The following is a 23,997-nucleotide window of genomic DNA, read 5'->3' as shown; positions in this document are numbered from 1 at the left end:
TTACACGGTGGTGTGATCACAAACGCAGAGAGTTCAAGGGCTAGATCCGGGCCCGGACAACATTCGTGAAACGTCTCCACGAACCCCCCGGACGGCCCAATTCACGAGCGGCGATCCCGCAACCCCGAGACGAACGCCACCCACTGCCGTCGGGGGAACGTCAGCACAGCGCCATCCCGGTCCTTGGTATCCCGAACGCCGACCACCTGGGGTGCCAAAGCCACCTCGACGCAGTCACCTTCTGCGCCGCTGTAGCTGGACTTCGACCAGCCCACCTCGACGCAGTTGCCCTCGGCCGCGCTACGGCTGGACTTGCGCCAGCCGGTTAACTCAGGCGTCATTTCGCCTCGCTCTCGTACTGCTCCAGGTACTTCTGCAGTATCTCCTGCGAGGCTTCGAGGTCGGAAGCGTGATCTTCCAATCTCTCCACTGCATCGAAGAACAGCGCTACGTCGTCTGGCTCGTCAATGAACGCACCCGATCGCCGCGCTTCGAGGTACACGACGGGACGAGGCTTGCCGAACTCGAAGAGCACGAAAGTGCCGCTCAAACCTGCATGTGCACCAATGGACAGCGGGATTACCCGGACCGTGACGTTCGGTTCCTCGCAGGCAGAGATGATCTTTTGCAGTTGATCGGCCATCACTTTGGCGCCGCCGATTGGCCTCGTCAATGCGGTCTCATCGATAAAGCAACGCATCGTTGCTGGATCTCGTTTGCTCAGAATCCCTTGCCTGACTTGTCGAATCGACACGTGGTCGTCAATCCGATCCTCGGGAACACCGGACGCTTCCATCACTGTCCGTGTGTATGCCCTGGTTTGAAGCAATCCGGGCAGCACGTTGAGCGTGACGTCAGTGATCGTCTTAGCGCGTTGCTCCGCATCGATCAGAGCCGTCAGCTGCTGAGGTAGCTCGCGGCCGAGCTCCCACCATGCCGGTTCGCGGATGTCGCGGGCCATCTTCAGCAGGCGCTCGCGATCTCCATCTTTCATGCCGAGGACGTCGAGGATCGCTTCGACGTTCTGCACCAGGATTCCGCGCCGCGCAGTCTCGATCCGGCTGACCTTTGCCTCGGACCAGCCCAGCGCGCGAGCAAGCTCCCGCGCGGTCAAGCCCGCCGCGCTGCGGGCGGCTCGGAGTTCCTTCGCCAGAGCGCGTGCTCGTGGGGTGTCCGACATGGGCACAGCTTACGAGTGACCGACCACCCATTTGATCTCGCTCTTTCGTGTAGTTGATCAGTTTGCCCAGATTCGGGCAAACTTGCCTCAACATCTTCGAAGGGAGATCCCGATGTCTGACTACTTGACCTACGTCTGGCGCCCGGTCACGGGCGGTCGCCACGCGTTTCCCATCGCTGCAACGAAAGCGCCGCGCGAGGAGCGAGTGAAAGCGTTCTGCGGGGCAGAAGCGGGCGCGGCGGAGCTGCATGATCGGTCCGAAGTGGACTGGATCCGTGAAGACACCTGCATGCGCTGCTGGCACACCCTCACCACCCGCCTGTAGCGCCCCCAAGGGGGCTGGCGATTTCGCGCGAAATCGCCGCTCCCCACGCCTGGCAAGTGCCGATTTCGCGCGAAATCGCCGCGCTCGCACCTCGGAAGGAACCTCACCATGTTCTGGATTCAGCTCAGCACGTTCGTCCTGTTCAACCTGCTGATCCTCGCCATGCTGACCACCCAGCTGCCCGCGAGAACCATCGCGTTCTCGACCGGCCAGCACGCCGGAGGCGGCGAAGGCGCCTACACGGTCTGGCACCTCATAGCCGACGTCGAAGCCGAAACCCGCGCCAAGGCCGAAGAACATCGGGTGGAACAAGAACATCCCCCCATACCACCGGGATTCCCCATCACAGACCCCGACGAGCCCACCGGGCGCCACCACCTGCGCGCCTGAACGCTCGTGAGTGATCCTTCCGGACTCAAGACCGGTTCTTACCGGAGCAACCACTCACGAGACCTGACCTCACCCAGCCGGGCCGGTGCGGTGTTCTCCCCGACCTCCGCCGCATCGGCCCTTCCCGGTGACCGGGCGCGAACGCCCCCTCCCCACGCGCCCGGTCACCGGCACCCCGGCAATCCAGCTTCAGACCCGGCGGGTTCGTTCGGATCAGGCCGCCGTGTCGCGGAGGTTGCGGATGCTGGCGAGGAGGTTCTCCGCGCGCTCCCGTCCGGTTGTCGCTTCGGTGAGGCGGCGGTTGACCGTCTGGAGTTGGCGGCTGCGTTCCGCGGCGTCCATCTTCAGGGCCTTGTCCACCTCCCGCAGCTCCCCCTCGATCGCCTCGATTCGCCTGGTCAAGGCGTCGTCGAGGGCTAGCGACAGCTGCTGCTCCGCCTCGATCAGCTGCTCCGCGACCAGCTGGTCCAGCGCCGAGCGGGCATCCGCGATGGCCTCGGTCAGCCACTGCTTCAGGTGCTGCTTGTCGGCCGCGTGCTTGCGGGTCCGCGCCATCCACCAGCCCGCCCCGAGGCCGAGCACGATCGTCACCGGCAGCACCACCGGGTTCAACGCCGCGATCCCCAAGCCCGCCAACGGCATCGCCGCCGCGCGGCCGACGCCGAGCCCGCCGGAGACGCCCATGAACACCAGGAGCTTGTCCTCGGCGGTCGGTGGGCGCTTGTCCGGTGGGCGCAACGCGATCGGCGCCTGCAACCCGCGCGCGAACTGCGAGCGGATCACGTCGAGCTCCTCGGCGGAGAACAGCTCCTTCAACGACTGCTCGGCGACCGTGGCCAGCCGCGCGGACAGCATGGCCGCGACCCGGCTCGACGCCATCTGCAACGCCACGTCGACCTGCCGCGGCAGCTCGGCGAGCTGGTTGCGGTCGGCGCCGTCGATCGCTCGCCGGAACCAGTTCTGCGCCTCCCGCACCTGGCGGGTCACCTCGTGGCTGGTCTCGACGCGGGTGCGCTGGATCTCGCCGCGCAGCTTGACCTGCCAGCCGCGGGTCGACGAGCGCCGCGCGGTGGTCAGCTCGTCGCGCCGCGCGCGCAGCGACTCCGCCTCGTCCTCGCCGACGGTCAGCGCGCGCTTCTCCGCCTCCAACCGCGCGGCCAGCTCACCGAGCACAGTGGACAGCGCGCGCATCGTGTTGGCCTCGCCGAGCATCGCGGACCGGCCGCCGATCAGCCGTTCCAGCTCGGTGCGCAGCTCGGTGATGCCGGACTTCTCGCGCAGCATTTCCGCGGCCCGCTCGCTGGGCGCCTTCGCGGCGAGTTCCTGCATCCGCGCGGACACCGGGAAGATCGGCACGTCGGCGAACCGCGGCGCGTGCTCCACCAGTAGCTTCCGGTCGGCTTCCAGGACCTGCCGCCAGCCGCGGTGCTGGTCGGTCTTGGCCAGCGCGAACACCACGGTCTCGACGCGCTCGGCGACCTTCTGCAGGAACTCCAGCTCGCCCCGGGTGAACGGGGCCGACGCGTCGACGACGAACAGCAGCGCCGTCGCCGACGCTGCCGCCTCCATCGCCAGCTCGCCGTGCAGGGCGTCCAGCCCGCCGACGCCGGGGGTGTCGACCACGGTCACCCGGGCCAGCGTCTCGATCGGCGCGGTGATCTGCACGTAGCGCGGCGGCAGCTGCCCCTCGGGCAGGTCGCGGCCAGCGCCCGCCCAGCTCGGCAGCTGCAACAGATCGAACGGCACCGGCTCCTGCTGGCCGGGGTAGCAGGCGTGCGCCGCCCACTGCTCGCCGTGCGTGAACTGCAGGTACGTGGCGGTGGCCACATCGGCGTCCACAGGGGACAGACCGGGATGCCCGAGCAGGGCGTTGACCAGTGAGCTCTTGCCTCGGTTGGTCTCCCCGACCACCACGACGCTGGGCGTCTTCGGGCGGCCGCGCCGGACCTGCTCGACCCACTCGGCGGCGCTCGGGTCGGCTTCCCGCAGCACCGCGTGCAGCTTCTCCCTGGCCTGCTTGACCTGCTGCGGCAGGGTCGCGGCGACCGCGACGCCCGGTGCAGTCGGCGTCATGTCCGCCCCGCTCCTCTCGATACCTGCCTGGACCGCGCTCGAACTCGGGAATTGTCCCCGACCACGGTGATCACCGGAAGGCGGATCACTGCGCCCGGAGCTGGTAGACGGTCACCACCGGGGCGCGCAGCACGCGGTCCCGGTCGGCGAAGCCGAGCACCTCGGTCTCGGCGATCAACCCGTTCAGCTCCGGATCGTCGGTCGGCGTCGTGCCGCCCGCCTCGTGGTGCGCCGGGTCGAAACGGGTACCGTCCGGGCGCAGCGCCGAGACGCCGATCCCGCGCAGGCCCTCGGAGAGCCGCTCCACCACTCCCGTGCTGCGGGCCCGGTCCATCGCGTACATGCACAGCTGGATCAGCGTTGCTCGTTCGGCCAGCGCCTTCTCGAGCGGGTCTATGCCGATATCGCTGGTCACGGCGGTCATATCGGTCCCCAACCCTGCGTCGACGTCCGGGGCAACGGCCGTGCCCTCACCCGGATCGGACGCCCCCGGCACGCCACCGGTTCCACTTTCGGGTGAACTCTTGCGTCGCCAGCCCCGCACCGCCATCACCCGGACCGCAGCTGCTGCCAGATCAGGAAGTACGCCCGGTGCACCACGTGCGCGATGCGGCTCTGCGCGGGCGTGGCGCCGAACGACGAGAACGAGCGCCACCAGTTCGCCCGCTCCAGCGCGTAGTCGGCCAGCTCGTTGCGGTGCCGCCCCGGCAGGCCGAGCTGCTCGCCGGCGTCGTTGCTGCTGCCGACCCGCATCACTTCTTCGGCCAGGTCCGCCGGCATCGCCACCGCCCCCGCCGTGACCAGCGTCAACGCCTCCAGCACCCGCAGCTGATGCGCCTCCGGCTTGGCCAGCAGCACCTCGATCGCGTCGTGCACCCGCTGCCGCTCGCCCTGATCGCCGGCGGCGTGCGCGAGCGCGGTCACCGAGGCAAGCGCCGCAGCGGCCTTGATGCCGTCGGCCCGCGCCCGGAACACCGAGTCCAGCCGGTTCAGCACCGAAGCCAGCCCGGAGGAGTCCAGCAGCCGCCGCCGCAGCGCGCCCGCGGTGATCTCAGGTTCGGCGTCGATCGCCGCCAGCGCGCACCGGATCCCGTAGAGGTCCATCCGCTCCAGCAGCCGACTGCGGGTGCCGGCGGGCACGTCGCATTCCCAGCTGGTGAACAGGTCCGCAGACATCAGCAGGGTTTCGCGGGTCGCCTCGTCCAGCTGGGCCAGGCCGCGCAGCGCCTCCGCGTCGGCGGCGGTGAACCCGCCGGATTCGGCGGTCTCCGCGAGCAGGCCGATCACCGGCAGCACGTCGGCGACCTTGGGCTTGAGCAGCTGCGCCTGCTTCCCGGCGAGCAGCGAGGCGGCCTTCCACACCTCGCCGTCGGAGTCCTCGACGGAGCTCGGCTCGATTGTGTCGGCCTTGTTCAGAACCGCGATCGCGTTGACCGGCCCCGCTTCCCGGCTGGCGGTGGCGGCGGTGAACGCGGCCAGCGCCAGCTCGTCGTCGGCGCGGACGCCCTGCGTCACCACGTAGAGCACGGCTTCGGCCCCGGCGACCGCGTTGCGCGACACCGGGTCCAGCTCGGAGTCCTCCTCGCCTTCTTCTTCCTTGCCGGTGCCCAGCAGCTCTTCGGTGCGCGCCACGGATGCGGCGTCCAGCGAGCCGAGCCCGGGGGTGTCGATCACGGTCAGGTCGCGCAGCACCGCGTTGGTCAGGTAGGCCTCCAGGTGCGAGACCTCGTCGATGTTCACGCCCAGGTCGGCGGGGATGCCGCCGTCGGCGTCGAACGGCACGGCCTGCTTCTTGCCGTCGTGGAAGATGACCTCGACGCGGTCCACCGTGCCGTACTGGAAGCGGGTGACCAGCCGGGTGCATTCGCCGACGTCGGTGGGCGCCACCCGGCGCCCGATCAGCGCGTTGACCAGTGTGGACTTGCCGGACTTGATCCGCCCCGCGACGGCCACCTGCAGCGGCGCGGACAGCCTGCGCAGCACCTCGGCGAAGCCGGCCGCGGTCCGCTCGGAAACCTGCGGCCGCAACCCGGTGCACAGCCGGGCGACCGCCGCCGATAGCGGGCCGGGCCAGTGCTGCTGCTCGGTTGCCGTACTCAACGCCGACCTTTCCGGGATGTGCGACTCGCTGCGCGCTACATCCTGCCACGCAGATCTGATGGGTCGGCCCGAGTCACGCGATCACCACCCGCCGCACCCGCCGCTGCGGCCCCGAGGGGTAGCCCGGGCCAGGACGGATGCGACCAGGGGCTGATGCGATTCGAGCCCGTGGGATGACGCCGGCTCACCCGTCTGCCGCATAACCTCGCTTGGTGCGGAAACTGAGCCTCTGGTTGCGGGCGCACCCGCTGGTCGGCGACAGCGGGATCGCCACCTTCATGCTGCTCCTGCACCTGGGTGAGCTCGGTGGCGAAGGCGATCTCGCGGTCGGCATGCCTACCGTGCTGTTCGTCTTGGCCGGGTTGCTGCTGACCGTGCCGGTGTCGGTGCGGCGCATCTGGCCAATGCGGTCGGCGTACGTCGCGCTGCTCGGTCTTGCGATCATGGCGGTCCTCAACCAGGGGCCGGACGTCACCACGACGACGGTGGTGCCGAGCATGATGATCTATACCCTGGTCGCCTACGTGGGGCGCCGGAAGGCGGCGGTCTACACCGCGCTGACCGGTGGTTTCTTCCTGCTGCGGCGGTTCACCGGCGACGAGGCGCCGGAGGACCTACCGTCGCTGGTCTTCGACCAGGTCTTCTTTTTCGTCATGCTGGTCGGTTTCTGCTGGGTGCTGGGCGAGTTCGTTGGGGCCCGCCGCGCGTACCACGCGGAGGTGGAAAGGCGGCTGCACAACCTGGAATTCGAGCGCGACCAGCAGGCCCGCATCGCGGTCGCGGAGGAGCGCAACCGGATAGCCCGGGAGATCCACGACGTGCTGGCGCATTCGGTGAGCGTGATGGTGACGCAGGCCGACGGCGCCGGTTACGCCTTGCGCAGCAACCGGGATCTCGCCGAACGGGCGTTGCAGGCGATCGGCAGTACCGGTCGCGAGGCGCTCCGCGAACTGCGCAGCCTGCTCGGCGTGCTCCGCGACGGCACGGAGCACGACCCCGCCCGCATCCCGCAGCCCACGGCGGCCGACCTGAACGAACTGGCGGACCGGGTGCGCGGGCTCGGGCTCACCGTGTCGATGGAGCTCACCGGCGACTTCACCGGGCTGCCGACTGGGATCGGGCTGAGCGTGTACCGGATCGTGCAGGAGTCGCTGACCAACGTGGTCAAGCACGGCGGCACCGGCACCAAGGCTTCGGTGCGGGCCGTCAACGACGGGCAGCGCATCGAGATCGAGGTGGTGGACGACGGGATGCGGCGGGAACCGACCGAGATGACCACGGGCGGCAACGGGCTCATCGGCATGCGGGAGCGCGCCGCGGTCTACGGCGGCACGCTCGCGGCCGGTCCGCGAACCGGCGGCGGCTGGCGGGTGCACACGATCCTGCCGCTTGACCAGCCTGGCGCGACTTCCTGACGTGGTCGCGCACGAGTCCTGCCACCCGGGCCGAGTGGCTGGAAAGACCTGAAATCGCAGCTTGGATAGGGTGTTCCACATGTTGCGGGTGCTGCTGGTCGACGACCAGGAACTGATGCGCATGGGGTTCCGGATGGTGCTCGACGCTCAGGACGACCTGGAGATCGTCGGCGAGGCCGGCAACGGCGCGGAGGCGGTCGAGCTCGCCGAGCGGTTGCGGCCGGACGTGGTCCTGATGGACGTCCGGATGCCGGTTCTCGACGGCGTCGAGGCGACCCGCCGGATCGTCGCGGCCGACAGTGCGAAGGTCCTGGTGGTGACCACCTTCGACCTGGACGAGTACGCCCTGTCCGCGTTGCGCAACGGGGCCAGCGGCTTCCTGCTCAAGGATGCGCCGCCGGAGAGCCTGGTCACCGCGGTGCGGTCGGTCGCGAGCGGTGACGCGGTGGTCGCGCCAAGCGTGACGAAGCGGTTGCTCGACCGGTTCCTGGGCGAGCGCGGCGGCCAGCTGCGGGACGCATCGGTGCTGGACGTGCTGACCGACCGGGAGCGCGAGGTGCTGGTGCTGGTGGCGAAGGGGCTGTCGAACGCCGAGATCGCGGGCAAGCTGTTCCTGTCCGAGGCCACCGTGAAGACGCACCTCGGCCGCGTCCTGTCCAAATTGGACATCAGGGACCGGGTGCAGGCGGTGGTGCTGGCCTACGAGACCGGTCTGGTCAAACCGGGCGAGGCGTGAATTGCGCCTCCAACCAGGCACTTCGGGGCGCATCGGCGGCTAGCCTGCGGTGGTGATTGACGCCGCGTGGAAGCCCCGACTCATCGCCCTCGACGTCGACGGGACCCTGCTCGATCCGGCCACTCAGGAGATTTCCGCGGTGGTCCGGGCGGCCGTGCGCCGCGTGGTCGAGGCGGGCGCCCAGGTCGTGGTGTCGACCGGCCGGAGCACGCTCGGAACCCTGCCGATCCTCGACGACCTGGAGCTGACCAGCGGAGTCACGTTGTGCTCCAACGGCGCGGTGCGGGTGGACGCCGCGGCGCGGGAAGTGCTGTCCGTTGAGACTTTCGAGCCGGGGCCGGTGCTCGCCGAGCTGGCCAGGCGGCTGCCCGGCGCGATCTTCGCGGCCGAGGACGTCGGTGCGGGCAGCCTGGTGACCTCCAGGTTCCACGAGGAGGAGCTGCACGGCCCGCAACAGCTGGCGTCGCTGGACGAACTCGTCAGCGTCCCGGTGCCGCGACTGATCGCGAACTGGGTGGATCACGAGCCCGCCGAGGTCGTCGAGGTGTTGGCCGGGATTCGGTTGCCGGGCTGCACTTTCACGCTGGACCACTACGAGCCGTGGGTCACGGTGGTCCCCGAGGGCGTGACCAAGGGCTCCGCGCTGGAGAAGCTGCGCACCGAACTGGGCATCGCGAGCGAGGACACGTTCGCCGCCGGTGACGGGGATAACGACATCGAGATGCTGCGCTGGGCGGCGCGCGGCGTCGCGATGGGGCAGGCGCCGGAGGTCGTGCGCGCCGCGGCCGACGAGGTCACCGGGCCGGTCGCCGAGGACGGCCTGGCCACGGCGCTGAACCGCTTGTTCCGCTGAGTTCTGGCTGCGGGGCGGTGCGGGTGGCGGTGCGGGTTGGCGGAACGTCGGACGCCCGGATTCCGGGATCGCTGTTTGGCGCATGTCCACCAAGCTCAGGGAGAACCCTGAGAGGTCATCCTGCTGGTGGGGGTCGACTACGACTTCAGGCTGACCCCTGGTCCAGACGCGGGGGCGATGCCGGTGCAAGGGTCGACCAGGCAGGCTTTGGAGCGTGGCCCGGGTGGGCCGCGGCATTATCGGCCCGACAGGAGTGATCATGATCGAGGCGATCGGCCTCACCAAGCGCTACGGCTCGAAAGTCGCGGTGAACGATCTGTCGTTCACCGTGAAACCCGGCCGGGTAACGGGTTTTCTCGGCCCGAACGGAGCCGGCAAGTCCACCACCATGCGCATGATGCTCGGCCTGGACCGGCCGACCGCGGGTGAGGTGCGCATCGACGGCAAGCCCTATTGCGAGCTGAAGCACCCGCTGCGCACCGTGGGAGCGCTACTCGACGCGAAGTGGGTGCACCCCAACCGGTCCGCGCGCACCCACCTGCAGTGGATGGCGAAGTCCAACGGTATCCCCGCGAAGCGGGTCGACGAGGTGCTCGGCATGGTCGGCCTGGAGGACGTCGCGCGCCGCAAGGCGGGCGGGTTCTCGCTGGGCATGTCGCAGCGGCTCGGGATCGCCACCGCGCTGCTCGGCGACCCCAAGATCCTGCTGTTCGACGAGCCGGTGAACGGGCTCGACCCGGAGGGCATCCACTGGATCCGGCGGTTCATGCAGGGCCTGGCCGCGGAGGGGCGCACCGTCTTCGTCTCCAGCCACCTGCTGTCCGAAATGGCCCTGACCGCCGAGGAACTGGTGGTGATCGGGCGCGGCGAGCTCATCGCGCAGTGCAGCACCCAGCAGTTCGTGGACAACGCCGGCACGCAGGGCGTGCTGGTGCGCTCGCCGAGCTCGGCGCAGTTGCAGCAGCTGCTGAGCGCGCAGGGGCTGAGCGCGCGGTCGACGGCCGCGGACACGCTCTTGATCGACGAGGTCGGCACCGAGCAGATCGGCGAACTCGCCGCGCAGCACGGGATCGTGCTGCACGAGCTCACCGTGCAGCGGAGCTCGTTGGAAGAAGCCTTCATCCAGATGACCAGCAACGCAGTCGAATACCAGACCGGTCTCGGCGCCGCCTCGTCCGAGCCGACGGCCTCGGAGGTGGCCCGATGACCCTGCTCGCCGTTGAACGGATCAAGCTCTTCTCCACCAAGTCCCCGTGGTGGTGTACCTTCCTCGCGCTGGCGATGACCATCGGGTTCGCGATGCTGTTCGCGACCCAGTCCGACGGCGGCATGTCGGTGCCGATGACGCAGGTCGGCTACCAGTTCGGGCTGATGGTGGTGCTGGTGCTTGCCGCGCTGTCGATCACCACCGAGTACCGGTTCGGCACGATCCGGGCGACCTTCCAGGCGGTGCCGAACCGGACCACCGCGCTGCTGGCCAAAACGGTGGTCGTCGCGGTGGTTGCGCTGATCATCGGCGAGGTGGCCGCGTTCGGTTCCTGGGGCGTCGCGAAGCTGCTGGCACCAAGCTCCAACCTCGCGTTCGCCACCGCTGACGACTGGCGCCACGTCGCCGGGGTCGGCCTGGTGTTCGCCATCAGCGCGGTGCTGGCGGTCGCGGTCGGTGCGCTGCTGCGGCAGACGGCCGGCGCGGTTGCCCTGCTGCTGCTCTGGCCGCTGCTGGTGGAGAGCCTGGTCGGCCTGATCCCGAAGGTCGGCGGCGACGTGCGGAAGTGGATGCCGTTCAACGCGGCCGACCACTTCATCTCGGGCACCGCCGGGGTCGGCGAGATGCCGTTCGGTCCGTGGGGCGCGCTGGCCTACTTCGCGGCCGTCGCGGTGGCCGTGTGGGCGATCGCTTTGATCATCGTCCGGCGGCGCGACGCATGACCTGCGAGAACTGATCTTGAGTTGGCCTCAGCATGATCAACTGGAGAAAGGCCCAGTTGGGCGAGGGAAAGCAAAACGTTACCCGGCCCGGCCGAGAGTCTGATCACGTCAACCGATAGGATCGGGGGGACAAGATCGAGCCGCAGACGTCGCCTACTCGGTGCGCCGTAACCGTTGCGGCACGCAGTGTCCGCATTGGACATCGCGCGAGGGCTGACGTCGGGGCCGACAGGCACGACCAAATTCGACCGACTGCAATAGCGCTCGGGGGCGCCCGCGGTCGGGACGGGGGAGGGCCCGGGCTGTCATTCGGGGGATGGCCCGGGCCCTGTGCTTTCTGGACTCCCAGGTGATCTCCGTGGCAACGCGAGTGTGAATGCCAGCTCGCAGCGCGGAGCTGTCGGTGGTGTCGACGGGATGCGTGCCATGAAGCATCGGCAGATCCTGAACGAACTCGCCACGCTGCTGCGCTGGGACGGGTGCCACGACGTCGGCAGCGCCACCAACGTCGTGCGAGCGGTGGACGAGTTGTCCCGGGCATCCTGGGCCTGGCGAGTGGATGGACGGTGATCGCATTGGACGAACGATCTGGTCATTTTCGAAAACCCCACCCTCGACCCGACGCGGCGATGGCAGGACGATCCCGAGGTCGAGGGCGAGTTGCGCCTCATGAGCGGAGGCATCCCCACAGGTCCAGTGCAGTTCCTGAAGGCTCTTCTCGACGAGGACCGGCGCGTGGTGACGGAAGCGGACGGGACTGCGGTCTCGTTCCTCGACGACATGGCTAGAGCCTCCGGATTCGTGCCGCTGATCGACCTGCGCGGCGGGACGTGCAGGTCGACGCCTGGTGCGAGGGAGCGCAGGACGCTGTCCCACGCAGGGCGCTGTCCCACGCCGGGCGCATGGGCGACTGAGCGGCAGCCGTTTCCAGCTGCCCACATGCTTATCGCGCAGGCGCCGCTGACGCGCCGAACCGCAGCTGCAGTCCGTCCTCCGCACTGGCGACGCCTCCGCACGAGAGCCCGCACCCCCGAGGCGCCGCAGCGATTCCGCGCGAAACCGCCCATCCGGTGCGAGCAGAAGAACGGGCGGGCTGCCTGTTCCCGTTAGACGTTGGGGCGGACCACCAGCACCGGGCAGGCAGCGTGGCGAACGCACTGCTCGGCCACCGACCCCAGCATCAGGCCCGCGAACCCGCCGCGGCCCCGATGGCCGACGACGAGCAGGTCCGCTCCCTTCGACGCCGACAGCAGCGCCTGCGGCGAGGGCGAGTGGACCACGTGGATCTGGACCGGGAGGTCGGCGTGGTCGCCGAGCTTGTTGGACACGATCCGTTCCGTGTCCCCCACCACCGTCTGCTGGAACTGGTCCAGGCTCGGCACGACATTCGGCGGGCAGTCCGCCGGTCGCGGCGCTGTCCGGAAGCTCCAGGCCCGTACCACGTGCAGAACGGTGTTGCGGCGTCTGGCTTCTTCGGCCGCCACGAGCAGGGCACGCAGCGACGATGCGGAACTGTCCACGCCGACGACGACGCCGCCGTCGATCTCCACCTGTTGGATCGTCTGATCTGGCACCTGTCCACTCCATCCGCACGAGGTCGAGTTGTCGAGCCGATCAGCGGTGCATCAGCCCAAGACGTTGTAGATACGTGATTTTAGGCACAATTAACATGCCTGTTTCATTCTTGATATTGGCTGTGGTAAGGCATGAGTTGGGATGTCCCGAACCAGCGTCGCTTGGGGGCATGCGCTGGTCGAGGGCGAGTTTGGGCTCGCAACTTTCTCAACAGCAGAAGGGTGAGGCCGAATCATGCAGTCGAAGGAGCGGTCGGTAGTCCAGGCGCAGGAGGGCGGTGCGCGAGCGCGGCGGTCTGTGAACGACGTCCAGCTGGAGCCGGTGCCCAGGCTGGAATGGTCGTTGGCAACGGAAGCGCACCCGCCCGCGTTGGAGGCCGCGACACCCGCATCGCTGCGTCGGAGCTGGATACACACCGCACCCGAACACCAGGTGCTCGGACTGTTCCGCAAGCTGCACGGCGCCAAGCGCCGACTGCCCGCCCCGTGGTGGCTGCGGGCCTTGGACCGCGGCGAGATCGAGTCGCGGGACGCCGCGTTCGAGGTCGAGGACGAGGCGCAGGCCGTGCTCGGTTCCCGACCGGGTTGGGTCTTCGTGCCATGGGCGGGGGTCGGCGAGGCAGGGTACTGGGAATACGCGCCGTCGGACCGCGCGCCGATGCGGATGCCCACCACCGTGGTGCTGACCGACGGGCACCGGGGATGGCTGAACGTGGTGCCGGTGCACGGCGACACCGAGCCGGTTCCGGTGCCGGTCAAGCTGGCCACCGGCCTGGTTGCGATGTTCCCGCAGATCGAAGCCTGGTGACCCGCCGGCCCGGCCTTCGGGCGGGGCGGGGTTCGGTCGCCGGGGCTCGCCGCCCGTTTGCGATACTGAGTCCCCGTGAATGCCTCTGACCAGCAGGTTCCGTTCCGTCGTACCGTCGTCAGCTACGTCCAACGCGGCGAGCGGATGACGGCGGGTCAGCAGCGCGCCTGGGACCGGCACTGGTCCGAGTCGGGTTCCGATGTGACCGCGCTGCCCGAAGGCCCGTTGGATCTCGCGACCTGGTTCGGCCGCTCCGCCCCGGTCGTTCTGGAGATCGGTTCCGGTATGGGTGAGACGACCTCCCAGCTCGTGGCCGCCCGACCCGACGCCAACTACCTGGCGGTCGAGGTCTACAAGCCGGGCCTGGCCCAGTTGATGCTGCGGGCCGAGAAGCTGGAGGTCACCAACCTGCGGCTGCTCCGCGGCGACGCGATCGTGCTGCTGCGTGACCACATCGAGCCCGCGTCGCTGGCCGAGGTGCGCATCTACTTCCCGGACCCGTGGCCGAAGAAGCGCCACCACAAGCGCCGTCTCGTGCAGCCCGGCTCGGTGGCGCTGATCGCTTCCCGGCTCGCGCCGGGCGGTGTGCTGCACCTCGCGACGGACTGGGAGAACTACGCAGAGCAGATGCTGGAGGTCTGCCAGGCGGAACCGCAGCTGCGCAACCGGTACGCCGACGAGCCGGGTGGTTGGGCGCCGCGGCCGGAGTGGCGGCCGGTCACGAAGTTCGAGAACCGGGCGCACGAAGAGGGCCGCGAGATCCACGACCTGATCTTCGAACGCATCTAGCCAGGTTCGATCGGGACGCCCCGTCACTGCCATCTGCCATCTGCCACCGTCTGAACGGGATCTGTTGAGCAGATGCGGAGATGAAGGCAATGACGAATGGGCGCCAGCGTGCGACGCAGCCGGAGAACCTCAACCGGTTCGTGCTGGAACGGCTCAACGCCGGTGACGTCGATGGGCTCGTGGCGTGTACGAGCCCGACGCGGTCCTGATCGTGCTGACCGGCAGGGCCGCCGGGCCTGGACGTGTCCGGCGCGCGAGCGCTCCGCGAAACTCCGCCGCCGTCGATGCGTTGGGTCCCGGTCCACATGATCGAGGAGACCGCTCGGCGCGGGCCACGCCGGCATCCCCCGCGAACAGCTCGACGGTTCGGTCGGCCGTTAGCGCCGTGTCTGGAATCGCCGGGTCAGAGTTCGCCGAAGCCGTGTCGTTGCGAGAACTCAGGTGCCGTCATGCCCATGATGACCAGGTCGTGGTGGCGGTCGGCGAAGAATTCGCGGTCGCGCAGCCGGCCTTCGGAGACGAATCCGAGCTTGTCGTGCAGCGCGAGCGATGCGGCGTTGTAGGCGAGGATTCGCGCTTCGCGCTTGTGGTAGCGGCGTTCGCCGAACATGAAGCGGAGCAGGAGCGCGAGCGCGTCGGACGCGTATCCCCGCCGCTGGTGTTCGTCGCTGATGGCCACGCCGTGGGAGAACCGTCCGGCGCTGGTGTTCCCGTGGCGATACCCGCCGCCAGCCCAGTGCTGGTCTTACGTGGGTTTCATCGGGCTGTCACGACGCAACTCGCCGCCACCCAGCCATGTTGGAAAACCAGGTCCCCGACAGACTGGCTTGGCTCTCGCGAGCATGCCAAGTTCCTTCGCGGCAAACCATGCTAACCCGAAACGACACATCTTTACCCAGCTCCCGGAGCAGTTGGGCACCCCTCCGCTGAACGCGGTGGATGCAGAACGTCCACCGACTGCTGGTACGCCGAGTTCGAGTCCATCCGCATGAACGCTTGCCAATCCTCGCGTTCGATGCCCCGCAGCCGGACGAGCTGGCCTGTCCAGAAGGAGCTCATCCCGCCAGCACAGCAAGCACTTCGTCGCCGAGTCCAACGATTTCCGGGCCATTGCAGGGCATGCGCACCGCGCGGCTCGTCGGAGTCGCGGCTGTCAGTGCGATTGGTGTTGCGTCGGCGCTGGGTTCGCGCAGATGTCGGCGATTGCGGCGGTGTCCCAGTAGTACGGGTGGATCTCGGTGATCTGCTCGTTGCGGATCGCGATCGTCTGCAGGATGGGGAATTCGAGATCTCGCCCGGTTGCGCGGGCTCGGGCCCGGACACGCGTGAGCACCACGGCCGTGCCCGTGGTGTTGTCCGACGCGAGGAAGTCTTGCTCCGGCATTTCGAAGGATTCCCAGGTCCGGCTCATCGCGAGGAAGAACCGTTCCATGCCCTGGTGGCCGTGCCAGGTGCCGCCGTAGGGCATCGCCTCGGCCTGGTGCAGGACGACGTCGGGTGAGAAGAACTCGGCGAGCGGTGCGAAACTCGCTTCGCCTGGGCCGTCCGCCGTAATGTACTGGCCTCCGCCGCGTACATGCCTTCCAGCACGGACTTGGTCGCGTTCGTGGCAGTCACGGCATTAGCTTTGTCGACCGGTCGACCGGTCGGCCGGTTGCTGGGGCGATCGGACGTCGAGGTTTGCCCGCAGCGCCGTCGACCCTTCCGCTGATCGGCATCGGCATCGGCCGATTGGCCAAATCCACGATCGACAACGGAGTTATTCACCCGATTGGGCGGTCAAGAGTGGCTGATGTCTAGCCGAAGATTGTTACTACAAGAGGGATGGCACACGATCGGGGATTCGCAGGTTCGCCGAAAAGAAGGACGCGTGCGAAGTGACGAGTAATCGATGATCGTGACTACGTTACCGGCCCGTGACGGCTTTCCGCGATGACGTCTTCCCGATCCAACAACGCTCGCCGGAAACCGATGCCAAACTGGTGACCGTCCCGCACGACGTCGTGCAGGAAGTTCCGTTGGAGCACCCGGATTTGCCGTGGTTCGTCGAGCTGGGACTCCGCTGACACACCGTGCCTCTGATCAGCAACATGCAGCTGCTCATCGGCGGCATCCGGTCCCCCGCCGCGCCGTTCAACACCTGGTTCGGGGGAACCGAGATCGGCACCCGTGGCCTGGCCGACGAGAGCGCGTACGGCATCACCCGGCGCGGGGCCGAACGGCTGCGCATGGACACCTCCACCGAACGAACCCTGTGGCGGGACCCGGTGATCGTCGAGATCAACCGGTCCGTGCTCTTCTCATTCGACTCCGCGCGCATCACGATCACCGGCCACCACAGCGAGGCGTTGCACCGGCTGGCCTTGCTGCGATCCGCACCCGGGGCCGATGCCCGCCGACCGATGTTCACCGTCACCACGGAAGGGCCCCAGCGGATCCGGCCTGGAAAACCGCCCGGCTCCCAGTCCCCCGAACCGCCGCAACTCCGGTACGACGTGCTGTCGCGGATGAACCGGCGTCGCTTGGGTACCGGCTCGTCCGAGGACTGATCTGCGACTGCTGCGCACCGTCGCTCGCCGAATGACGGGCTGCGGCGAATCGGTCCATGGCTTCGGGGAGAACTGAGCTGAGCGACATGAGCACCAGCAGCGCGAGGGCGATGATCGCGCCGGCGGTGGAAACGAGGGTGACGAACATTTCTGACCTCCCAGGATCTTCTTTCTGGCCCTTAGAGCGTCGCTTTCGGCCGCGTGTTTCGGATCGGTCATGTGGTCGGCCCGGGATGGCCGACCGGCCAGTCCCGCGTGCTGCGGAACTGGCCGGATGGTCACTGGCGGGGCCGCTCGCCCACTACTCGCCCACTACTCGTCAGTGATGGGCTCGGTGCTGATCCGGCGCAGCATCGGGCCGCTGGTGGAGGCGGCGAGCACCGCGACGGCCACCCCGATCGCGACGGGGGCGAAGATCCAGCCGCTGATCACCACCGGCGTGTCCGCGCCGAACAAGGTCAGCATCGACATGCCGACCGCGATGCCACCTGCGCCGGCGCCCAGCGCGGGCAGCGCCGCCTCGGTCCGCAGCACACGGCCCAACATGCGCACCGGGGTCCCCGCCGCGATCAACGCGCCGAAGGTGCGTCGGCTGATGACCAGATCGGCGTACGTGCTGCCCTCGTAGGTGTCGAGTGCGACCGGTTCCGCTCGCACGACGGTGGCCTTCGCGCCGCTGCGGTCTAACTCGTCGACGATGCGCTTCTGCTGGTCAGCTGCCTGCGCGAAGGTCGCCACCTGGCCGTGAGTGATTTTGGGTGCCATAGCACCGAAAACCGCTCACGGGCGTTGGGCCTGCACCGCGCGCCGCCGCCCGCGAAGGTCTCGAAGCTGGGCAGCAGGGTCAGCGCCATCGACCCGACGAACACCGCGAGGACGATGCCGGACACGGACCGGTAGGCGGCCTTCGGATCGCTGCACAACCGCCGACCCGCGAGCAGCGTCGCCGGGCGTCGCCAACCGGTGGCGAACAACTTGCCGAGCGCCCCGGTCAACCACGGCCCGACGACCGAGGCGGACAGCAGCCCCGCCGCAAGCGCCGCGAGCAGGAACGTCAAGCCGCCGGTTTCATCGGCCGCGTAGAGCCCGAACGCGAAGAACCCCGCTGCCGCGGGCAGCGCGAGCAGCCGCCACGCCTTGGGTGCCTTCCTCGACTGGCTCATCGCCGCGCCGACCGGCGCCTGCACCACTCGGCGCAGGCTCAGCACCGCGGCCAGCACCACCAGCAGCGGGATCACGACCGCCACCGCGACGAGCGTCGGCAACGACGGCGTGAAGTCGCTGGGCAACCAGGTGCCGCCACCCCACGGGATCTGTGCCCCCAGGTACCGCAGCGGCCAGCTCAGCACGAGCCCGACGACGGTGCCCGCCACCGCGGCGATCGTGGTCTCCGCGGTGACCGTGCCGACCACCTGCCCCGGCGTTGCGCCGGCCAACCGCAGCGCCGCGAGCCGGCGCTCCCGACGTGCGGCGGTCAGCCTGGCGGCCGATGCGACGAGCACGAGGCTGGGGATGGCCAGCAGCACGATCCCCACCCCGGCCAAGAACTTGAGCAGGAAGTCGTCGGTGCCGGCCGCGACCCAGCCCGAGTCTTCGGCCACCGCGGCGTCCACCGTGCCCGGCAGGTTCCCGACCAGCGCGACGAGCTGCTCCGGAAACTTCAGCGACGTCTCGTCCAGCACGCCGACCACCTGGCCGGAGAACCGGTTGGCGAGCTCTTCGCGCGGATACTTCTCGGTCAGCTCGGCCAGCCGCGGCGACAGCAGCACCTCGCCCGGCCTGGGGAAGCGCGGTGCGCTGCTCGCCGGAGCCCGATCGCCCGAGACGTCGAGCCGGATGATCCGCTCGTTCTGGAAGAAGTCCTGGCTCGCCACCGCGATCGCGCCGGAGGGATCCACGGCGCCGCGTTGCCACGACGCCCGTTCCATCCGGGCATCCGTCGCGTCCGGCAGGGTCGCCAGGAACAGGATCAGCGCAGTGGCGACCGCGACCCCGGCTGCGGTGAGCACCGCCGACAGGCGACTGCGGGAGTCCACCCGCAACACCCGTAGTGCCAGCTGCACGGGATTCATCCGACCAGCACACCGCCGACGATCAGCCCGTCGCGGATCTCCACGATCCTCCCGGCCTTGGCGGCCAGCTCCCGGTCGTGCGTCACGATAACCACTGCAGCCCGGGTTGCTGCTGCGGCGGCGAACAACGCCTGCGTGGTCTCCTCCCCGGTGCGGCTGTCCAGCGCGCCGGTCGGCTCGTCAGCGAAGATCACCTTGGGGCGGTGCGCGAGGACCCGCGCGATCGCCACCCGCTGCGCTTGGCCGCCGGAGAGCTCGCCGGGCAGGCGCTTCTCCAGCCCGCCCCAGGCCGAGCCGGGCCAACCAGTCCCGCGCGCCCGCCAGCGCCTGCTTGCGGTTCGCCCCGGCCAGCAGCAGCGGCAGCGCCGTGTTCTCCTCCGCCGTCAACTCGCCGACCAGCATGCCCTGCTGGAAGACGAAGCCGAACTCGTGCCGCCGCAGCGCGCTGCGTTTGGCCTCCCCGAGCTGGTCGATGCGGTGCCCGTCCAGCAGCACCTCGCCGCCGTCCGGGCGCAGAATCCCGGCCAGCACGTGCAGCCGCGTCGTCTTGCCGGAGCCCGACGGACCAACGATCGCCAGCACCTCGCCGGTGTGGATCGCCAGGTCCACCCCGGCCAGCGCCCGGTACGAGCCGTAGTTCTTGAGCAACCCGCGCCCCACCAGGAACGGTCCCCCGGGCCGCCGATCGACGGTTGAAGCCGCCATCTTCCTTCCTCCTGCTCGTTTCGCGCCGCTAACGCCGTTCGTCGCCGTTGCGGGTCCGTGCTCGCCGTGCCTGCGGTTGCTCGCGTTTGGGCTGCTGCGGTCAAGATCTCGGTGCCCCGCCTGGTGCGAGGCTCGCTCGATTCGAGACTGGCGGGCGGCGGCGGATTTCGGATCGGCCACGGGGCCGTTGATCGACGGCGAAGGTCGGCCGATCGGACAGGGCTTTCGAACCACTCGGCCAAGGTGTTCGAATCGGAGCAACGGCTACGGTCGAGCCATGAGCAATTCCGCGACGATCCCCGGAACCGGGCCGGCCGCCCCGTGGTGGCGCCGGCTCGGCGATTTTCTGCGCGAGCAGTGGATCTTCGCCGGGCTGCTCGGGTTGTCCTGGCTGGGGGACACGCTAGGGTGGCTCTCCAACCGTGGCGCTGTGCTGATCCCGGGCATCACCGCGATGGCGCTGCTGGCGATCGCCGGCCGACGCGCTCCGGTCCGATGCGGACTCGCGGCCGCGGTCGCGCTGTGCGGCACCACGGTGGTCGGCCGGCTGGCCGGCGCGTACTTCCACTCGCTTGGGCTGGATAAGATCACCCCGACCGAGAACCTGGCAGGGCTGCTGCTGGTGCTCTACCTGTTCCGGTTCCACCCGCTGCGCAAGGCAGTTCCGGTCACCGCGGTGCTCGTGGTGGCCTGCGTCGCATCGGTGGTGGTGCGCACCGGATCGTCGGTCGTCTACCCGTCGATGGACTTTGGCCAGATGCTTAGCTTCGGTTTCCTCCAGCTGATGCTCACCGTGGGCACCGGCATGTACCTGCACAGCCGGCGGCTCGCGCGGGAAGAGGTCCGGGACACCCCGTTGCGCGTGCTGGCGCGGCGGCAGTGGCCGGTGATCGCGGTGCTGAGCGTGCTGGTCTTCCTGGAGTTCACCAAGAACGGGGCCGATTCGCTGGTCATCGGCGTCGTGCTGCTGTTGTGCGGTGTCGTGATGTCGGTGCTGGCAGTCCTCGGGCCGATCCGGCCGTTCGAGGCGTCGGTGCTCGGGGCCACGGCCCTGGTGCTCACCGCGTTGATGATGCGCTTCTGGGGGCTCTCGACCGAGGTCGCCTTGATCGGCGGGATCCCGATCACCGCCACCGGAGCAGGAATGCTGCTGGTGACCTACGCCGCCAGGCACGCGGAGCCGCGGCGCGCGGTGCTGGCGGGCGCCGCGCTGGTCGGTTCGGCGTTGTTCGCCCTGTTCGTGATGCCGATCAGCTCGTCGCCGCTCAGCGGTATTAGCGGCTACCTGCAATCGGTCTTCCTGGGCGGCTTGTTGCTGGTCATCTCCGTCGGCACCGGGATGTATTTCCGCGCGCGGGATACGGAGCGCGCGAAGACCGTGCGCAGCGCGGTGTCGGACGCGCAGCAGGCCGAGCGGATGGCGCTGGCGCGGGAGCTGCACGACGTGGTGGCGCACCACGTCACCGGCATCGTGGTGCAGGCCCAGGCCGCCCAGATGGTCGCGGAGAAGAACCCGAAGGCGGCGACCGACGCGTTGGCGCGCATCGCCGACAGCGGTACCGAAGCGCTGACCGCGATGCGGCGCCTGGTCGCGAGCATGCGTGGCGCGGAGCCGGCCGGTGCTTCGGCGGCGACCGAGCAGGCGACCACCGACCTCGAAGCGGACCTCGAAGCCCTCGTGAAGGCCACTCGGCGTGCCCCGGTCGGCGACCACCGGCCGACCACTGTGGAGCTGCGCGTCGACCTCGGCCGGGAGATCCCGCCGGAGGTCGCCAGATCCACGCTCCGCGTGGTGCAGGAATCCCTCACCAACGCCGAAAAGCACGCGCTCGACGTGAGTTACGTGCAGGTCGACGTCTACGCCGACCCGACTAACATCTACGCGCGGATCACCGATGACGGCACGGCGGTACGCCAGCAACCGGTCGGCGGCTCGGGCGGATACGGTCTGGTGGGGATGCGGGAGCGGATCGAGCTGCTGGGCGGCCGGTTCCGGGCCGGTCCGGGAGACCACGTCGGTTGGCGCGTCGAGGCAGTGCTGCCGTTGGCGGAGCAGAACGGGGAAGTGGGACAGCGATGATCCGGGTGTTGATCGCCGACGACCAGGAGCTGGTGCGCGCCGGTTTCCGGATGATCCTGGAGTCCCAGGACGACATCGAAGTGGTGGCCGACGTCGCGACCGGGCTGGACGCGGTCCGGGTCGCGCGTGAGAAGCGGCCGGACGTGTGCCTGATGGACATCCGGATGCCCGGGATCGACGGGCTGGAGGCGACCAGGCAGCTGGCCGGTCCCGACGTCGTCGACCCGATCAAGGTGGTCGTCGTGACCACCTTCGACCTGGACGAGTACGTCGACCGCGCTTTGCGCAACGGGGCGAGCGGCTTCCTGCTCAAGGACGCCGGTCCGACGCTGCTGCTGGAGGCGATCCGGGCGGCGGAGCGCGGCGACGCGCTGGTCTCGCCGCAGATCACGGTGCGCCTGCTCAAGCATTTCGCCCAGCCGCAGGTGCAACGCCGCGCCGTGCCGAAGCCGACCATGGAGCTGACCGAGCGCGAACTCGATGTCGTGCGGGCGACGGCGCGCGGTCTGACCAACGGCGAGATCGGCCAGGAGCTGTTCATGTCGCTGTCCACGGTGAAGACCCATCTCGCCGCCGCGCAGGGCAAGATCAAGGCCCGCAACCGGGTGGAGACCGCGGCGTGGGCGTGGCGCAGCGGGTTGATGGACGACGCGTGATTTCTCGCCCTGCACGGGTGGTCCGGGAGTAGCGCTGCGGGACGGCCACACGAGTCTCTATGCGCATCGCGTCGGGGTCTCCCTTATGTCGCAAGGAGTTCGGTGGAGCGCGGGCGTGGTGTCCGTGGCGGATGCTGTTGGCCTGATGCTGATCGAGGCGTTGCCGAACGCGTCGCGCAACCGTTGTCCTACCCGTTCGGGGTCGGCCGACAGGCTGGCTGGGACTGGCCGATCGAACGAGGTCGACGGACCGATCAGCCGAGGTCCGGGGCCTGGAAACCGGCGATGCTGGAGTCCATGACACAGCGGAGGCAGGACATCGTTCTAGTGGCAGTGCTGGCCGGGATCGCGGGGTTGGCGGGGGTGATCATGTTGCTCGTCATAAGCACGGGTGGCGGCGGATAAGCGTCGGGCAGAATGCGGGGCATGCCGATCGCACTCCGCCTGCACGCGCCCGTGGTCCTGCCCTGCGATCCCGGTTGTTCGGTGATCCGGGACGCCGTGGTGGACGTTGACGGCGAGGGGCGCATCGTGTACTGCGGGCCGCGCGTCGGGGCGCCGGAACGTCCGCACGGTGCGAATGTCCGGGAATGCGGTGGAATCCTGCTGCCGGGCTTGATCAACGCGCATGCGCACAGCCCGATGACGCTGCTGCGGGGGATGGGCGGAGACCTTCCGCTGCTGCGTTGGCTGCACGAGGTGATCTGGCCGGCCGAGGCGCGGCTGCGGCCGTCGGACGTCCGTGCCGGGATGGAGCTCGGGTGCGTCGAGATGCTGCGGGCCGGGGTCACGACGAGCGCCGAGATGTACTTCATGGGCGAGGCGGTGGTCGACGCCACGCTGGCGGTCGGGTCCCGGGTGGTGTTCGCCTCGGCGGTCATCTCCACGCCGGCGCTGGACAAGCTCGGCGGCTGGCGGGGCATGGTCGACGGGATCAACCGGTGGATCGACGCCGATGGCCTGCGGTTCGGGCCCGCTGATCGGGTGGAGCTGGCCTATGGGCCGCACTCGGCGTACACCCTGCCGCCGGAGGCGTTGCAGGCGATCGGCGAGTCCGCACAGCAGCGTGGCGCGCTGGTCCACACGCATGTGGCGGAGTCCCTCGCCGAGGACACCGAACAGCGCGAGAAGTTCGGTTCGGTGCCCGCGTTGTTGGAGAAGCTCGGTGTGCTCGACGGCCGCGTGCTCGCCGCGCACGGCGTGCACCTGTCGGACGACGACATCGAGCTGTTCGTGCGCCGCGGGGTGGGCGTGGCGCACTGCCCGGGGTCCAACGCGAAGCTCGCCTCGGGGACCGCGCGGTTGGTCGACCTGCTCGCCGCGGGGATTCCAGTGGGGCTGGGCACTGACGGGCCATCCAGCAATGACGATCTGGATCTGTGGGAGGAGGTGCAGTTGGCGGGACTGTTCGCGCGGACCGTGACAGGCGATGCGACGGCGTTGAGCGCGGGTGCGGCGCTGCTCGCCGCGACGCGGGGCGGCGCGGAGGCGCTGCACCGGGACGACATCGGCACCCTGGAGCCGGGGCGCTGGGCCGACATCGTCCACCTGAACGTCGACGACCCTGCGTTCGCCACGGGCCTGGACGCGCCGGACGATCAGGTGCTGGCGAACGTGGTGTGGGCGGCCGGATCCCGGTGCGTCCGGGACGTCTGGGTCGCGGGTGAAGAGGTGCTGCACGAGCGCGAGCCCACGCGGGTGGACAGGGGCACCGTGCAGGCCGCAGCCCGCGCGGCGTCCCAGCACATCCGGGGCTGACGGCC

Annotated in this window: 23 protein-coding genes and 3 pseudogenes; 14 read left to right on the top strand and 12 right to left on the bottom strand. The window is 69.2% G+C overall.

Annotation, left to right across the window (positions count from 1 at the left end; genetic code table 11):
- Window positions 1–101: 101 nt before the first annotated feature.
- Both ACRXBZ_RS19160 and ACRXBZ_RS19155 read right to left on the bottom strand, forming a co-directional pair.
- Window positions 102–341, bottom strand: coding sequence for a DUF397 domain-containing protein (locus ACRXBZ_RS19160; protein ID WP_433880255.1), 240 nt, complete (start codon window positions 339–341; stop codon window positions 102–104).
- Entirely contained in the window at window positions 338–1,180 is an 843-nt protein-coding gene (locus ACRXBZ_RS19155) for a helix-turn-helix domain-containing protein (RefSeq protein WP_433880254.1), read from the bottom strand. The genes ACRXBZ_RS19160 and ACRXBZ_RS19155 overlap by 4 nt, the downstream gene beginning before the upstream one ends.
- A 112-nt stretch (window positions 1,181–1,292) precedes the next feature.
- Here ACRXBZ_RS19155 and ACRXBZ_RS19150 point away from each other — a divergent pair, with 112 nt between their 5' ends.
- Both ACRXBZ_RS19150 and ACRXBZ_RS19145 read left to right on the top strand, forming a co-directional pair.
- The gene (locus tag ACRXBZ_RS19150) at window positions 1,293–1,505 is read left to right on the top strand and encodes an HC3 family zinc finger protein (protein WP_433880253.1); all 213 of its coding nucleotides are present in this window, start codon (window positions 1,293–1,295) and stop codon (window positions 1,503–1,505) included.
- A gap of 108 nt (window positions 1,506–1,613) precedes the next feature.
- Window positions 1,614–1,895, top strand: a complete 282-nt coding sequence (locus ACRXBZ_RS19145; protein WP_433880252.1) for a hypothetical protein — start codon at window positions 1,614–1,616, stop codon at window positions 1,893–1,895.
- A 213-nt stretch (window positions 1,896–2,108) separates the two neighbouring features.
- Here ACRXBZ_RS19145 and ACRXBZ_RS19140 read toward each other — a convergent pair whose 3' ends face one another.
- From ACRXBZ_RS19140 to ACRXBZ_RS19130, 3 genes are all read right to left on the bottom strand, one after another.
- Complete coding sequence (locus tag ACRXBZ_RS19140; RefSeq protein WP_433880251.1) at window positions 2,109–3,968, bottom strand: dynamin family protein; 1,860 nt, start codon at window positions 3,966–3,968, stop codon at window positions 2,109–2,111.
- 85 nt (window positions 3,969–4,053) lie between these two features.
- Window positions 4,054–4,518, bottom strand: a complete 465-nt coding sequence (gene grpE, locus ACRXBZ_RS19135) for a nucleotide exchange factor GrpE (RefSeq protein ID WP_433880250.1) — start codon at window positions 4,516–4,518, stop codon at window positions 4,054–4,056.
- Complete coding sequence (locus ACRXBZ_RS19130) at window positions 4,518–6,068, bottom strand: dynamin family protein (RefSeq protein ID WP_433880249.1); 1,551 nt, start codon at window positions 6,066–6,068, stop codon at window positions 4,518–4,520. The genes grpE and ACRXBZ_RS19130 overlap by 1 nt, the downstream gene beginning before the upstream one ends.
- Before the next feature lie 212 nt (window positions 6,069–6,280).
- Here ACRXBZ_RS19130 and ACRXBZ_RS19125 point away from each other — a divergent pair, with 212 nt between their 5' ends.
- From ACRXBZ_RS19125 to ACRXBZ_RS19100, 6 genes are all read left to right on the top strand, one after another.
- Window positions 6,281–7,483, top strand: coding sequence for a sensor histidine kinase (locus tag ACRXBZ_RS19125; protein ID WP_433880248.1), 1,203 nt, complete (start codon window positions 6,281–6,283; stop codon window positions 7,481–7,483).
- A 79-nt stretch (window positions 7,484–7,562) separates the two neighbouring features.
- A complete protein-coding gene (locus ACRXBZ_RS19120; protein ID WP_433880247.1) occupies window positions 7,563–8,219 on the top strand; it encodes a response regulator in 657 nt (218 codons plus the stop codon).
- A gap of 49 nt (window positions 8,220–8,268) precedes the next feature.
- Window positions 8,269–9,072, top strand: coding sequence for an HAD hydrolase family protein (locus ACRXBZ_RS19115; protein WP_433880246.1), 804 nt, complete (start codon window positions 8,269–8,271; stop codon window positions 9,070–9,072).
- Between the two features lie 259 nt (window positions 9,073–9,331).
- A complete protein-coding gene (locus tag ACRXBZ_RS19110) occupies window positions 9,332–10,279 on the top strand; it encodes an ABC transporter ATP-binding protein (RefSeq protein WP_433880245.1) in 948 nt (315 codons plus the stop codon).
- On the top strand, window positions 10,276–11,001 hold the full coding sequence (locus ACRXBZ_RS19105; protein WP_433880244.1) for a hypothetical protein: 726 nt from the start codon (window positions 10,276–10,278) through the stop codon (window positions 10,999–11,001). Before ACRXBZ_RS19110 ends, ACRXBZ_RS19105 begins: the two co-directional genes overlap by 4 nt.
- A 426-nt stretch (window positions 11,002–11,427) precedes the next feature.
- Entirely contained in the window at window positions 11,428–11,571 is a 144-nt protein-coding gene (locus tag ACRXBZ_RS19100; RefSeq protein WP_433880243.1) for a hypothetical protein, read from the top strand.
- Between the two features lie 536 nt (window positions 11,572–12,107).
- On the opposite strand, the gene ACRXBZ_RS19095 is transcribed toward ACRXBZ_RS19100, so the two are convergent.
- The gene (locus tag ACRXBZ_RS19095) at window positions 12,108–12,575 is read right to left on the bottom strand and encodes a universal stress protein (protein WP_223839760.1); all 468 of its coding nucleotides are present in this window, start codon (window positions 12,573–12,575) and stop codon (window positions 12,108–12,110) included.
- Between the two features lie 235 nt (window positions 12,576–12,810).
- Here ACRXBZ_RS19095 and ACRXBZ_RS19090 point away from each other — a divergent pair, with 235 nt between their 5' ends.
- Window positions 12,811–13,383 carry a hypothetical protein gene (locus ACRXBZ_RS19090; protein WP_433880242.1) on the top strand — a complete coding sequence of 191 codons (573 nt, stop codon included), beginning with the start codon at window positions 12,811–12,813 and terminating at the stop codon, window positions 13,381–13,383.
- Between the two features lie 144 nt (window positions 13,384–13,527).
- Window positions 13,528–14,172: a tRNA (guanosine(46)-N7)-methyltransferase TrmB gene (gene trmB, locus ACRXBZ_RS19085; protein WP_246869153.1), complete on the top strand. Its 645-nt coding sequence runs from the start codon at window positions 13,528–13,530 to the stop codon at window positions 14,170–14,172.
- A gap of 403 nt (window positions 14,173–14,575) precedes the next feature.
- On the opposite strand, the pseudogene ACRXBZ_RS19080 reads toward trmB, so the two are convergent.
- Both ACRXBZ_RS19080 and ACRXBZ_RS19075 read right to left on the bottom strand, forming a co-directional pair.
- A pseudogene (locus tag ACRXBZ_RS19080) lies at window positions 14,576–14,872 on the bottom strand (GNAT family N-acetyltransferase); the annotation flags it as partial.
- A 453-nt stretch (window positions 14,873–15,325) separates the two neighbouring features.
- Window positions 15,326–15,640 (bottom strand): nuclear transport factor 2 family protein, encoded by a 315-nt coding sequence (locus ACRXBZ_RS19075; protein ID WP_433880241.1) that lies wholly within the window; start codon window positions 15,638–15,640, stop codon window positions 15,326–15,328.
- A 448-nt stretch (window positions 15,641–16,088) separates the two neighbouring features.
- On the opposite strand from ACRXBZ_RS19075, the pseudogene ACRXBZ_RS19070 reads away from it, so the two are divergent.
- Window positions 16,089–16,721 (top strand): annotated as a pseudogene (locus ACRXBZ_RS19070) (nitric oxide synthase oxygenase).
- A gap of 312 nt (window positions 16,722–17,033) precedes the next feature.
- Here ACRXBZ_RS19070 and ACRXBZ_RS19065 read toward each other — a convergent pair.
- From ACRXBZ_RS19065 to ACRXBZ_RS19055, 3 genes and pseudogenes are all read right to left on the bottom strand, one after another.
- Window positions 17,034–17,459 (bottom strand): FtsX-like permease family protein, encoded by a 426-nt coding sequence (locus ACRXBZ_RS19065; RefSeq protein WP_433880240.1) that lies wholly within the window; start codon window positions 17,457–17,459, stop codon window positions 17,034–17,036.
- Complete coding sequence (locus ACRXBZ_RS19060) at window positions 17,405–18,793, bottom strand: FtsX-like permease family protein (protein WP_433880239.1); 1,389 nt, start codon at window positions 18,791–18,793, stop codon at window positions 17,405–17,407. Before ACRXBZ_RS19060 ends, ACRXBZ_RS19065 begins: the two co-directional genes overlap by 55 nt.
- Window positions 18,790–19,498: pseudogene (locus ACRXBZ_RS19055) on the bottom strand (ABC transporter ATP-binding protein). Before ACRXBZ_RS19055 ends, ACRXBZ_RS19060 begins: the two are co-directional and overlap by 4 nt.
- A 277-nt stretch (window positions 19,499–19,775) precedes the next feature.
- Between ACRXBZ_RS19055 and ACRXBZ_RS19050 the strand changes: the two are divergent.
- Window positions 19,776–21,578 carry a sensor histidine kinase gene (locus ACRXBZ_RS19050; protein ID WP_433880238.1) on the top strand — a complete coding sequence of 601 codons (1,803 nt, stop codon included), beginning with the start codon at window positions 19,776–19,778 and terminating at the stop codon, window positions 21,576–21,578.
- The gene (locus ACRXBZ_RS19045; protein ID WP_168585851.1) at window positions 21,575–22,234 is read left to right on the top strand and encodes a response regulator transcription factor; all 660 of its coding nucleotides are present in this window, start codon (window positions 21,575–21,577) and stop codon (window positions 22,232–22,234) included. Before ACRXBZ_RS19050 ends, ACRXBZ_RS19045 begins: the two co-directional genes overlap by 4 nt.
- A gap of 254 nt (window positions 22,235–22,488) precedes the next feature.
- Here the strand turns inward: ACRXBZ_RS19045 and ACRXBZ_RS19040 are convergent, their stop codons facing one another.
- Window positions 22,489–22,662: a hypothetical protein gene (locus ACRXBZ_RS19040; RefSeq protein WP_168585850.1), complete on the bottom strand. Its 174-nt coding sequence runs from the start codon at window positions 22,660–22,662 to the stop codon at window positions 22,489–22,491.
- Here ACRXBZ_RS19040 and ACRXBZ_RS19035 point away from each other — a divergent pair.
- Window positions 22,652–23,992, top strand: coding sequence for an amidohydrolase family protein (locus ACRXBZ_RS19035; RefSeq protein WP_433880237.1), 1,341 nt, complete (start codon window positions 22,652–22,654; stop codon window positions 23,990–23,992). The two genes, ACRXBZ_RS19040 and ACRXBZ_RS19035, sit on opposite strands and share 11 nt — an antisense overlap.
- The last annotated feature ends 5 nt before the right edge of the window (window positions 23,993–23,997 follow it).

It is taken from the genome of Saccharopolyspora hattusasensis (assembly GCF_050972075.1).
Lineage (GTDB): Bacteria > Actinomycetota > Actinomycetes > Mycobacteriales > Pseudonocardiaceae > Saccharopolyspora > Saccharopolyspora hattusasensis.
The sequence above is the reverse complement of the archived record's forward strand: the minus strand, read 5'-3'. Positions and strand labels throughout refer to the sequence as shown.

Bases quoted from the DNA above. Each gene is read 5' to 3' on its own strand.
- ACRXBZ_RS19160 (WP_433880255.1), bottom strand. From the start codon at position 341: ATGACGCCTGAGTTAACCGGCTGGCGCAAGTCCAGCCGTAGCGCGGCC.
- ACRXBZ_RS19155 (WP_433880254.1), bottom strand. From the start codon at position 1,180: ATGTCGGACACCCCACGAGCACGCGCTCTGGCGAAGGAACTCCGAGCC.
- ACRXBZ_RS19150 (WP_433880253.1), top strand. From the start codon at position 1,293: ATGTCTGACTACTTGACCTACGTCTGGCGCCCGGTCACGGGCGGTCGC.
- ACRXBZ_RS19145 (WP_433880252.1), top strand. From the start codon at position 1,614: ATGTTCTGGATTCAGCTCAGCACGTTCGTCCTGTTCAACCTGCTGATC.
- ACRXBZ_RS19140 (WP_433880251.1), bottom strand. From the start codon at position 3,968: ATGACGCCGACTGCACCGGGCGTCGCGGTCGCCGCGACCCTGCCGCAG.
- grpE (WP_433880250.1), bottom strand. From the start codon at position 4,518: ATGGCGGTGCGGGGCTGGCGACGCAAGAGTTCACCCGAAAGTGGAACC.
- ACRXBZ_RS19120 (WP_433880247.1), top strand. From the start codon at position 7,563: ATGTTGCGGGTGCTGCTGGTCGACGACCAGGAACTGATGCGCATGGGG.
- ACRXBZ_RS19110 (WP_433880245.1), top strand. From the start codon at position 9,332: ATGATCGAGGCGATCGGCCTCACCAAGCGCTACGGCTCGAAAGTCGCG.
- ACRXBZ_RS19105 (WP_433880244.1), top strand. From the start codon at position 10,276: ATGACCCTGCTCGCCGTTGAACGGATCAAGCTCTTCTCCACCAAGTCC.
- ACRXBZ_RS19100 (WP_433880243.1), top strand. From the start codon at position 11,428: ATGAAGCATCGGCAGATCCTGAACGAACTCGCCACGCTGCTGCGCTGG.
- ACRXBZ_RS19090 (WP_433880242.1), top strand. From the start codon at position 12,811: ATGCAGTCGAAGGAGCGGTCGGTAGTCCAGGCGCAGGAGGGCGGTGCG.
- trmB (WP_246869153.1), top strand. From the start codon at position 13,528: ATGACGGCGGGTCAGCAGCGCGCCTGGGACCGGCACTGGTCCGAGTCG.
- ACRXBZ_RS19075 (WP_433880241.1), bottom strand. From the start codon at position 15,640: ATGCCCTACGGCGGCACCTGGCACGGCCACCAGGGCATGGAACGGTTC.
- ACRXBZ_RS19060 (WP_433880239.1), bottom strand. From the start codon at position 18,793: ATGAATCCCGTGCAGCTGGCACTACGGGTGTTGCGGGTGGACTCCCGC.
- ACRXBZ_RS19050 (WP_433880238.1), top strand. From the start codon at position 19,776: ATGAGCAATTCCGCGACGATCCCCGGAACCGGGCCGGCCGCCCCGTGG.
- ACRXBZ_RS19045 (WP_168585851.1), top strand. From the start codon at position 21,575: ATGATCCGGGTGTTGATCGCCGACGACCAGGAGCTGGTGCGCGCCGGT.
- ACRXBZ_RS19035 (WP_433880237.1), top strand. From the start codon at position 22,652: ATGCGGGGCATGCCGATCGCACTCCGCCTGCACGCGCCCGTGGTCCTG.
- ACRXBZ_RS19040 (WP_168585850.1), bottom strand. From the start codon at position 22,662: ATGCCCCGCATTCTGCCCGACGCTTATCCGCCGCCACCCGTGCTTATG.